The sequence below is a fragment of the Allobranchiibius sp. CTAmp26 genome (assembly GCF_017565405.1).
Lineage (GTDB): Bacteria > Actinomycetota > Actinomycetes > Actinomycetales > Dermatophilaceae > Allobranchiibius.
In genome coordinates, this window is sequence record NZ_JAGEKR010000024.1 from 101,783 (window position 1) to 112,407 (window position 10,625).

The 10,625-nt window shown below is 70.3% G+C and carries 9 protein-coding genes and 1 riboswitch; of the genes, 6 read left to right on the forward strand and 3 right to left on the reverse strand.

Annotated elements, in window-relative coordinates; genetic code table 11:
• Nucleotides 1-17: 17 nt before the first annotated feature.
• The 6 genes from J4030_RS16695 to J4030_RS16720 all read left to right on the forward strand — a co-directional run bounded on the left by J4030_RS16695 (nucleotide 18) and on the right by J4030_RS16720 (nucleotide 5,544).
• Nucleotides 18-719, forward strand: a complete 702-nt coding sequence (locus tag J4030_RS16695) for a GNAT family N-acetyltransferase (RefSeq protein ID WP_208050368.1) — start codon at nucleotides 18-20, stop codon at nucleotides 717-719.
• A gap of 9 nt (nucleotides 720-728) precedes the next feature.
• Nucleotides 729-1,817: a cobalamin biosynthesis protein CobG gene (locus J4030_RS16700; protein WP_208050369.1), complete on the forward strand. Its 1,089-nt coding sequence runs from the start codon at nucleotides 729-731 to the stop codon at nucleotides 1,815-1,817.
• The gene (locus J4030_RS16705) at nucleotides 1,814-2,488 is read left to right on the forward strand and encodes a precorrin-8X methylmutase (RefSeq protein WP_208050370.1); all 675 of its coding nucleotides are present in this window, start codon (nucleotides 1,814-1,816) and stop codon (nucleotides 2,486-2,488) included. Before J4030_RS16700 ends, J4030_RS16705 begins: the two co-directional genes overlap by 4 nt.
• Complete coding sequence (locus tag J4030_RS16710) at nucleotides 2,485-4,017, forward strand: precorrin-2 C(20)-methyltransferase (RefSeq protein WP_208050371.1); 1,533 nt, start codon at nucleotides 2,485-2,487, stop codon at nucleotides 4,015-4,017. The genes J4030_RS16705 and J4030_RS16710 overlap by 4 nt, the downstream gene beginning before the upstream one ends.
• A 180-nt stretch (nucleotides 4,018-4,197) precedes the next feature.
• Nucleotides 4,198-4,719 (forward strand): GNAT family N-acetyltransferase, encoded by a 522-nt coding sequence (locus J4030_RS16715; RefSeq protein WP_208050372.1) that lies wholly within the window; start codon nucleotides 4,198-4,200, stop codon nucleotides 4,717-4,719.
• 33 nt (nucleotides 4,720-4,752) lie between these two features.
• Nucleotides 4,753-5,544 (forward strand): MerR family transcriptional regulator, encoded by a 792-nt coding sequence (locus J4030_RS16720; protein ID WP_208050373.1) that lies wholly within the window; start codon nucleotides 4,753-4,755, stop codon nucleotides 5,542-5,544.
• 63 nt (nucleotides 5,545-5,607) lie between these two features.
• On the opposite strand, the gene J4030_RS16725 is transcribed toward J4030_RS16720, so the two are convergent.
• From J4030_RS16725 to cbiE, 3 genes are all read right to left on the reverse strand, one after another.
• On the reverse strand, nucleotides 5,608-8,331 hold the full coding sequence (locus tag J4030_RS16725; RefSeq protein ID WP_208050374.1) for a putative Ig domain-containing protein: 2,724 nt from the start codon (nucleotides 8,329-8,331) through the stop codon (nucleotides 5,608-5,610).
• 169 nt (nucleotides 8,332-8,500) lie between these two features.
• Nucleotides 8,501-9,241 (reverse strand): cobalt-precorrin-4/precorrin-4 C(11)-methyltransferase, encoded by a 741-nt coding sequence (locus J4030_RS16730; RefSeq protein ID WP_208050375.1) that lies wholly within the window; start codon nucleotides 9,239-9,241, stop codon nucleotides 8,501-8,503.
• Nucleotides 9,238-10,464 carry a precorrin-6y C5,15-methyltransferase (decarboxylating) subunit CbiE gene (gene cbiE / locus J4030_RS18615; protein WP_208050376.1) on the reverse strand — a complete coding sequence of 409 codons (1,227 nt, stop codon included), beginning with the start codon at nucleotides 10,462-10,464 and terminating at the stop codon, nucleotides 9,238-9,240. The genes J4030_RS16730 and cbiE overlap by 4 nt, the downstream gene beginning before the upstream one ends.
• Nucleotides 10,465-10,615: riboswitch (cobalamin riboswitch) on the forward strand.
• The last annotated feature ends 10 nt before the right edge of the window (nucleotides 10,616-10,625 follow it).

A 10,625-nucleotide genomic window follows, 5' to 3' on the forward strand; every position in this document is an offset into this window, starting at 1 on the left:
GTCGATAGCCTCCGAAGGTGACCCATCCCTACGCGCTGCTGAATGTGCGGGTTTCGACGCCCCGACTCAAGTTGCGCGGCGCCACGGACGAGCTGCTCAGCGAACTTGCCCCGCTCGTACGAGACGGTCAAGCGATGGCCCACCCGGCTCCGTACGACGACCCCATGTCCCTCTACGACGACGACCAGGCACGGCGGGTGGACAAATGGCTGCGCGGTGTGTGGCGTGCACGCGGCACGGTCGGCACCGATTTCTGGCGGCTGTGTCTGGCGGTCGTGGTCGATGAGCGCGCCGTCGGCATGCAGGACGTCATCGGAGACCGTTTCGATCGCTTCGGGACGGTCGTCACGTTCTCCTGGCTCGCCGGCGACGTGCGCGGCCGCGGCCTGGGCGGAGAGATGCGTGCTGCCGCGCTCCACCTGGCCTTCGCGGGTCTGGACGCCAGGGAAGTGAGCAGCGATGCCTTCGTGGACAACGACGCCTCGAACGCCGTGTCGAGAGGCCTCGGGTACTCACCGAACGGCACGACCTGGGACACCCGGAGGGGAGAACCGGCACTCCTGCAGCGGTGGCGGCTCACCCGGGAAGCGTGGGAAGTGGCCCCGCGTACGGACATCTCCCTGCACGGGGTCGAGGGTTGCAGGGCCGCATTTGAGCCTGCCGTGACGCCCACGCCGCCCGGGCAGGCAGATGGCGGCGGAACAGTCCATCCCACTTAGGCTCGCCCGGTGACTTCCCGAGCCCGCCCCGACGGCGGAGACCGCTGCCCGGGTGTGCTGCGCCCGTTCGTCGCGGGCGACGGCGCCCTCGTGCGGCTGCGCGTACCCGGGGGCCTGATTGGTGTCGACGTGCTCGCCGACCTCGTGGGAATCGCCGCGGAGTACGGCGCACCGGTGCTGCAGCTGACCAGCCGCGGCAACCTGCAGCTGCGCGCTCTCCCCGACCCCCTGACCGAGGAGCTGATCGAGCGGATCGAGGCCACCGGACTGCTGCCCAGCGCCTCCCACGAGCGGGTCCGTAACATCCTCGCCGCGCCGCTGGCCGTATCCCTGCGCCCTCTCGTCGAAGCAGTCGACGCAGCGATCACCAGCGATCCCGCTCTTTCGGAATTGCCGGGGCGGTTCCTCTTCGCCGTCAGCGACGAGTCCGGTTCCGTCCTCACCGAGGGATGGGACCTGGCCTACCAGGCACTCGAGGACCACGAGGGCGTTCTCCTCGCGGGCGGTTTCGCGGCCCAGGTCCACCCCGCGGATGCGGTCGCCGAGCTCATCCGCCGCGCACACCTCTTCCTCGACCACCGCGCCGGCGACGACGTCTGGAACGTCCGCGACCTCCCCACCGACTCCCCGGTCTTCGAGGGCATGCTGCCGTACGGCGCGCGCCTTCCCGGGCCGCTCGAGCCCGGTCCGGCAGGCGCCGACCTGGTGGTCGGCGTACCCCTGGGGATGCTGCGCCCCGCTCACCTCGACGCGCTCGGCGAGCTCGCCGACGAGGTGGTGCTCACTCCGTGGAAGTCGTTCGTCGTGCCCGGAGCCGCCGCGGACCCGGGCCGACTGCAGGACGCCGGCCTGGTCACCACCTCCACCTCCCCGTGGTCGCGGATCACCGCCTGCGTGGGTGCGCCGTACTGCGCCCGCACCCAGACCCACACCCTCGACCTCGCCACCGCCGCGACCGCACAGATGACCGGGGCCGGCCCGCGTATCCACGTCGTCGGGTGCGAACGCCGTTGCGGCGAGCCGTCATCCGACCACCTCACCCTCGTCGCACCGACCGACGTACACCAGGTCGTTGCCGCCTCTGGAGACCATCGATGAATGCCGACCCGCGCCCTCCCACCCGTCGCTACGACTACGTGGCCGACGGCGCCGAGATCTACCGGCGCTCGTTCGGGATGGTCCGCGAGCAGGCCGACCTATCCGCCGTCGCCCCTGACCTAAGGGTGGTCGTCACCCGGATCGTGCACGCCTGCGGTGACGTCGAAATCGTACCCGCGGTCGCCGCCTCACACGACGTCGTCACCGCAACCCGGCACGCATTGCAAGCAGGCGCAACGGTGTTCACCGATTCGGTGATGCTCGCCTCCGGTGTCACCGCGCGCCGGATGCCGGCGCACAACGACGTCGTCTGCACGCTGCGGGACGCCCGTGTGCCCAACCTCGCGAAGCAGTGGCGCACCACCCGCGCTGCCGCTGCGGTCTCCCTCTGGGACGAGCGCCTCGACGGGGCGGTCGTCGCGATCGGCAACGCCCCCACGGCCCTCTTCCACCTGCTGGAGGTCGTGATGGACGGCGGACCGCGGCCGGCGGCGATCGTCGGAATGCCGGTCGGGTTCATCGGCTCGGCCGAGTCCAAGGTCGCCCTGGCCGAGCACGTGCTCCCCGATGGCGGGCAGATCCCCTGGATCACCGTGCACGGTCACCGCGGCGGGTCCGCGATGGCATCGGCCGCCGTGAACGCACTTGCCACGGAGTCCGAACTGGCATGAGCAGCAACGACATCGGGCACCTGTACGGCGTGGGGCTCGGCCCCGGCGATCCCGACCTGATCACGCTGAAGGCGGCTCGGCTGATCGAGTCCGCCGACGTCATCGCCTATCACGCGGGCACCGGCAAGTCCTCGATCGCACGGGCCATCGCCGCCGACCTGATCCCGGTGGGCGTGCATGAGGAGGAGCTGCGCTACCCCGTGACGACCGGTGCGGTCGAGCACCCTGCCGGCTATCACGGCTGGCTCGCGGAGTTCTACGACGAGTGCGCAGCGCGGTTGCGCGCGCACCTCGAGGCCGGTCGCACGGTCGTCGTTCTGGCAGAAGGCGATCCGATGTTCTACGGGTCGTTCATGTACCTGCACGACCGCCTCGCCGACAGCTTCCCCACAGAGGTCGTCCCCGGAGTGACCGCGGTCTCTGGCGCGACCGCCGTCGCCGCGCACGCCCTGGCCCGACACGAGGACGTGCTCACGGTTCTGTCCGGCACACTCCCCGTCGCCGAGCTCGCGCGCCGCCTCGCCGACACCGACGCCGCCGTCGTGATGAAGCTGGGTCGCACCTTCGCCAACGTGCGCGAGGCACTGCGACAGGCCGGCCTGCTCGACCGCGCCGTCTACGTCGAGCGCGCCACCCGCGACGGCCAACGCGTGCTGCCCGCGACAGACGTCGACCCGGCGACCGTCCCCTATATGTCGATCGTCATCGTGCCGGGTCAGGACCGTCGGGCGGACGCCGCAGGACGCGCGTCCGTGGAGCCGGTGCAGCCGGTTCGTGCGTCGATCACCGGCACCGTGCACGTCGTCGGCCTCGGTCCAGGGCCGGACCGTTGGCTCACCCCGGAGGCGACTGCGATCCTGGCCGAGGTCGACCACGTCGTGGGGTACGCGCCGTACGTCGAGCGGGTGCCCCAGCGCGTCGGACTCACCCGGCATGCGAGCGGCAACACGGTCGAGGTCGACCGGGCGCGCGACGCGTTGGACCTGGCGGCTGCGGGTGACGACGTTGCTGTCGTATCCGGTGGCGACGCAGGGGTTTTCGGCATGGCCGCCGCTGTATTCGAAGCGGCGGAGACGGCCGGCGCGGCGTACGCCGAGGTGCCGGTGCACGTCGTCCCCGGGCTCACCGCGGCCCAGGCCGCCGCGGCGCTCGTCGGCGCTCCGCTCGGCGCGGACTTCGCGGTGATCAGTCTCTCGGACCGTCTGAAGCCGTGGTCGATGCTGGAGGAGCGTCTCCGCGCGGCGGCCGCCGCCGACCTCGTGATCGCGCTCTACAACCCCCGCTCGCGGTCCCGACCCGACCAGCTGCACGCCGCACGCGCGGCGCTGCTCGACGTGAAGTCGGCCGACACCGTGGTCGTTATCGCGCGCGACGTGGGCCGGGCTCAGGAGTCGGCCGTCGTGACCACGCTGGGCGCGTTCGACCCCGACACCGTCGACATGAAGTGCCTGGTGATCATCGGGGCGTCCTCCACCCGCGTGACCCTGGGCGGACAGGTGTGGACGCCGCGCTCCGTCGAGCGGCCGTAACTTTTGGACATGCACCGCGAGTCATCCATGCCCCGCCCTGCATGTCCAAATCTGGGGCGGGTGGGCGACTCCGCGCTATGCCGAGGAGCCACATTCCTTCCTACCCTGTCCCCATGACGACCGACGACTGCTCGAACTCCATCGGGCAGGTCGACGTACGAGTTTCGGTCGCCTAATCGGATGTTGCCCGCGGACACGGTCGAGCAGATCTATGCCGCCGCCTCCGCACAAGCTCCGTTGTCCGAGCCGGCGTCCGTCGCGGCGATGTATGCGGGTCTGTATGCCCGGGCTCGCACCGAACCAGGTGTGACTATGGCGATCGCGGGAGACGAGGACGGTCCGGTCGGATTCGCCTACGGCCACGACTGGCACTGGAGCGAGGCGACCGACCCGTGGTCGACCCAGCTGCGGCAGCGACTCGGCGAGGATGCAGCGCAGCAGATCGCGGAGTCGTTCGCCGTGAATCTCCTCGCTGTTCTTCCTGCCGCCAGTGGGATGGGTGCGGGTCGGCGACTCCTCGAAGCGCTCGTGGACGCAGCGACGTCCGACACCGCCTGGTTACAGACCACGGACATCGATTCCCCTGCGCGACAGTTGTATCGGCGAACGGGGTGGCGAACGCTGGGTCGGGGCCCGGATGCCCCGAACGGGAAACCGGGGCTCGTTCTGATCCACGTTCGAAAGCCCAGAACGGGCTGTTGACCCTCACACGGTGTCAGGCGGGAGAACGGTGTCATGTTGATCGGAGACTTCGCTCGACTCGGGCAGGTGTCGGTGCGGATGCTGCGCCACTACGACGCGATCGGGCTGCTCACGCCCGCCAGCGTCGACGCGTCCAGCAGCTACCGCTCCTACTCCCCCGAGCAGCTGTCCGTTCTCAATCGCATCGTGGCGCTGAAGGATCTCGGCCTCACGCTGGAACAGGTCGGCCACGTCCTGGCGGACCGGATCGGCGTGCAGGAGCTCAACGGGATGCTCCGGTTGCGGCGCAGCGAGCTCGAGGACGAGATGCGCGCTGCCGGCATCCGGCTGGCGGCGGTCGAGTCGCGACTCCGGATGATCGAGAAGGAGCACGACATGCCTACTGATTACGTCGTCAAACAGGTGCCCGCCGTACGGCTCGCCGCCGTCAGCGCCACCGTCGATCCGGCCGAAATAGGTCAGCACGTGGAGCCCATGTTCGTCCGTGTGCAGTCCGCGCTGCAGTCCGCCGGCGCCAGCCTGGCCACCCCGATGGCGACCTACGCCGAGGCGGAGGACGGGATGGACGTGGTCGTCGGATACGCCCACGAGGGCACTCCGCCGACCGGACTGGAGGCCGTGGACCTGCCGTCCGCGAACGCGGTCTGCGGGGTCCATCTCGGCCCGATGGACCGCATCAGGGAGTCCTGGCAGGCACTGCACCGCTGGCTCGTCGACAACGGCTACGAGTACGCCGGTGCCAGCCGCGAGCTCTACGTGCGGGCGGAGTCGCAAGACCAGCAGGACTGGGTGACAGAGCTGCAGCAGCCCGTCCGGCAGAAGTGAGTTTCGGACATGCACGGCGGGTCACATGTGACCCACCGTGCATGTCCAAACCTTGGGCCGCCCCTAGCCGGTCAGGCCGCCTACTTGGACCGGGACGGCGGCCTGGCCACCCTCCGTTCCATCACCCAACTCGCCGAGAGTGCGGTCACCCCAGCACGAGACCCCGCGATTGCGTAGCGCGCAGAATGCCTCGAAGCCGGGCTCCAATGCGGTGACCCCGGACGTCAGACCCGAAACCTGCCGCGGAGAGCTCGCCTGCACTTCGGTCCCCCCGTCCCCCAGCGCCTTGTAGGTGTTGTCGCCCCAACACAACGCACGGCCGGCACGTACCGCGCAGATCGCTGCGGTGGTAGCCGTCATCTGGGTCACCCCCGAGGTGAGACCGACGACCTGGACCGGCACATTCGAAAGGCCGCCGCTGCGGCCATCCCCCAACTGCCCGAAGGTGTTGTCTCCCCAGCAGAGGGCCGAACCCGCCCGTACGGCGCATGTCCCGTCGAAACCGTCGTACACACTGGTCACTCCGGAGGTCAGCCCGGCGACTTGAACGGGCACGTTCGAGTGACCACCAGTGTGCGCGTTGCCCAACTGGCCGTCGGAATCATCACCCCAGCACTTCAAGTCTCCGGCCGCCAGGATCGCGCAGAAGCCGGCACGCGCGCTGATGACCTGGACGACACCAGAGGACATACCGACCACGTGAGTCGGCACTCCGGACTCGTCGACCGCTGTGCCATCTCCCAGCTCGCCCTCGCGGTTATGGCCCCAACACCTGGCGCCACCACTTACGACCGCACACATGCTTCTGAAGCCACCCGCCAGCTGAACCACACCCGAAGACAGACCCTCGACCGGCACAGGAACCGACGAATATCCGCCGACGACACCGTTGCCCAGTTCGCCGCCGCCGTTGTCACCCCAGCACATGACGCCACCCCCGCTCAGCACTGCGCACATCCCGGTCGTCTCCGGCACCAGATGCGCCACCGCCGAGGTCAGCCCCGTGACCTGGACCGGACGGTTCGACTCCCTCTCGCTGCCACCATCGCCAAGCTGACCGAGCCAGTTGTTGCCCCAGCACCACACGGTCCCGTCCGTACGCACAGCACAGGATCCATCCGCGGTATTCGCCAGTTCCGTCACCCCGGAGGTCAATCCCACCACCTGCACCGGTCGACTCCCGGTCGCCTCGGTTCCGCCGTCGCCCAATTGGCCGTAGGTGTTGTCGCCCCAGCACTGGACATCTCCACCCGTCAGGATCCCGCACATCCCCGCGTTGGTCCGGACCAAGCTCGTCACACTGTGAGAGTCGGGAACCGCGATCGGCAGGGTCCGGCCGATGCTGTGACCGACCTGGTCGGTGACACTGGCGGTGATCGTGGCGAAGGCGCTGGCCGTCGGCGTCCCGCTCACCGTGCCCGAACGACTGTCCAGCAGGAGTCCCGCCGGCAGTCCCGACACGGCCCAGGTGTACGGGGGCTTGCCACCGCTCGCGGTCAAGGTCGCGTTGTACGGCGTCCCGACGAAACCGGACGGCATGCTGCTGGTCGTGACGCTCAGAGGAGGGACCGGTACGGGCCCGGTCGTGACGTACCCGACCAGGTCGACGATCACATCGGCTGCTGTCGAGACTCCCACCTCGAGGTGACCATTCGCGCCGAGCGCGACGGTGGCCGAGTTCGCGACCGTTGCTGCCGAGCCGAAGTTCAGCGTCGAGGTGCCGGGCGACGGTGCCCCGCCCGCGAACACGGTCGCCCACCCCGCATGGGCTGCCCTGGTCACGGTGACACTGACTTCGACGGCGCGCACCCCCGTGATGGGGACACCGCGCAGACCCGCGATCGGCACGTCCAGCGCAGTGGCCGCCGACACCTTCCCGCTGGTCCCGCCGGTCCCGTCCCTGGTGTCGGCAACACGCACCGGCGTGATCGCCGTGTAGTCGCTCGTGGTGGGGATCCAGCCCACGACGTCCACAAGCAGGTCGACCGCCGAAGCGGAGTAGATGTCGACCGCACCCGTGGCACCCACCTTGACGATGCCCATTCCGGCGGTGGTCTGCCCCGGGACGTAGTCCACGACCGACGTGGGTGGACGGGTGACACCGGCGGGGAAGAGCGTCAACCAACCGGCACTCGCACGGGGAATAGCCGTGACGTTGAGGACGACCGCGCCCACGCCCGTCGCCGGAACCCCTCCACGACCGGTCACGGTGACCTGCGTTGTCGAATCGCCACTCGGATGGGACGAGGCGTGGCGCGTGTCGAGCAGTCGGGAAGGCTGCAGCGGGTCGTACGCCGCGCCGGTCGGGTAGTAGCCGCTGACGTCCACGAACAGTTGCGTACCGGCGGAGGAGAAGAGGTCCACGATCCCGCCGGCACCCACCTTCACGATGACCTGGTTGGCGACGGTCTCGTGCGTCACGAAGTTGACGTTGGACGTCGTCGGCCGCGGTGCGGCCGCCGGCCATAAGGTCGCGAACCCGCTTCGGGTGGGTTCGGCGACCGTCACGTTCAACACCACCGCCGATACCCCTGCGGACGGCACGCCGCCACGGCCCAGAACCTGCACCGACGTCGTCGACGCCGCACGCACCGGACCCCTGGCGACCCCCTGCCCGTCACGGCTGTCCAGCAGCCGCGCTGGGGACAGCGGTGTGTAGTCGGGCTCGGTGGGTACGCCGGTCGCGGCTGTTCGCGGAGGCGCTGCGCGGGCCACCGCAGGGTCGACCCCCGTCAAGGTGGCGACCATCGCCACCACCACGAACAGGACACCCAGAATCCGCTGCATCACAGTCGACCGTTCCCCCAGGGCGCGCCCTGGCCGATGTGTCAGACCCGTGGCGAACCGACTCCGCCGCGTCCTGCGGCGCGAAAAAATACCACGCCGTACGGCGCGTTGGGCGCGGATCGAGGACCCCGGTTCGGCCAGTGAGTGAGGACGCTCTGCGGCCGGGTTCTCAGGCGGGTGGGCGCGAGGAGTAGAGGTGCGACTCCACGAAGTCGCGTGTGCCGAGCGCGGGGCCGACCAGGATGACCGCCGCCTGCCGCAGCGCGTGCTCGTGCACCTGACCCGCGATGTTCGCCAGCGTCCCGCGCAGGACCAGCTCGGCGGGCTGACTGACCTGCGATCCGATGACCACCGGGCAGTCGGCGCCGTAGTGCGGGGTCAACCGCTGGACGATGGAGTCGATGTGCCGGATCGCCAGGTGCAGCACCAGGGTCGCTCCCGTTGCGGCGTACGCCTCGAGCGATTCGCCGGCGGGCATCTTCGTCGAGTCCTTCTGCACCCGCGTGAGCACGACGGACTGGGCGACCTCGGGGACGGTGAGCTCCCGCCCGACCAGCGCGGCGGTCGCGGCGTACGCCGGGACGCCGGGTGTCACGTCCCAGGCGACCCCCGCCCGATCCAGGCGGCGGGTCTGCTCGGCGATCGCGGAGTAGACCGACGGGTCGCCGGAGCACAGCCGGGCCACGTCGGCGCCCCGCGCCGTCGCTGCCACCAGGTGCTCGGTGATCGCGTCCAGATTGAGGTGCTGGGTGTCGACCAGCTCCGCGCCGGCCGGGCAGTGACCCAGCACGGCGGCGTCCAGGTAGGTGCCCGCGTAGAGACAGACAGGACTCTGCTCGAGCAGCCGCACCGCGCGCAGCGTCAGCAGGTCCGCGGCGCCGGGACCGGCGCCGATGAAGTGCACGGTCACGGCATTCCCTTCGTGGAGCTCCACTGGACGACGGCGCGCGCCGGTGTCCACGACAGGTGCGCACCCAGCGAGGTCGCGTGCTCGACGCTGATCCGGGTCAGCTCACCCCCGAAGCGCTCGTGCGCCCCGACCAGCAGGGCCTCGGTGCTCAGCGTCACCGCATGCGCGACGAGCCGCCCGCCCGGACGCAACCGCGAGCGCACGGCGTCGATGAGAGCAGGAGTGAGCCCGCCACCGACGAAGACGGCGTCGGGATCGGGGAGGCCGGCCAAGGCGTCGAGCGATGCGGACTCGACGACCGTGACCTCGGCCGCGACACCGAACTGCCTGGCATTGCTGCGAATCCGCTCGGCACGCGCCACATTGTGCTCGACGGCGCTCACGCTGGCGCCGGGCGCGGCGAGCGCCCATTCGATGCCCACGGCACCCGATCCGGCACCGAGATCCCAGAGATGCCCACCAGGTGTCGGGCGCAGCTGGGCGAGCGCGGAGGCGCGCACGTCCCGCTTGCTGATCTGGCCGTCGTGGTCGAACGAGGACTCCGGCCGCCCCGGAGCCGGACCGATGGCCGCAGGCGTCGCGGGTGTCCCCGACACCTGCACGCACACGAGCACCAGGTCGGCGGTCCGCTCGACGGACCAGTGCGCGGCCGACGCGGTGAGCGACCCCTCGGCAGGGCCGTCGAGGTGCCACCAGGCCGTCATCCGGGACGCGCCCCATCCCTGCTCGGTCAGCAACCGGGCGAGCACCGCGGGCGTGCTCCCGTCGCTGCAGAGCACGACCAGGCGCGCACCGGAGGCCAGGTGACGGCGTACGCCGTCCGGTGACCGGCCGACGAGCGTCACGACCGTCGCCTGCTCGGCCGACCAGCCCATCCGGGCCCGCGCGAGGGTCTCGGAGGACACGACCGGGTGGATACGCACCGCATCGGCACCGAGCACCTCGATCAGGGTGGTACCGATCCCGGACAGCAGTGGATCGCCGCTGGCGAGCGCCACCACCTCCCCCGCGGGGGAGGACGCCGCGTCCAGCTCGGCGAGCAGCGGGCCCAGCCCTTCGCGCAGCGGTGACGGCCACGGGCGGCGGGTCTGACCCGGTGCGGCGGGGACCAGCTTCAGGTGCCGGCGGCCACCGAGCAGCGTCCGGGCGCCCATCACGAGAGCCCGGCTCCGGGGGGAAAGCTCGGCTTCGCCGCCCTCCCCGATACCCACGACGTCGATCACGTCGGCACTCTAGGCGAGGGCGCCGATATGACATGATCGCTGCGACGCAGGGCGAGGAATCCGGTGCGAATCCGGAGCGGTCCCGCCACTGTGAGTTGCCGGAGTCCCTCCGGTACGAGCCAGGATGTCGGCCTGCGTCACGCTCGGTCGGCGACCCGATC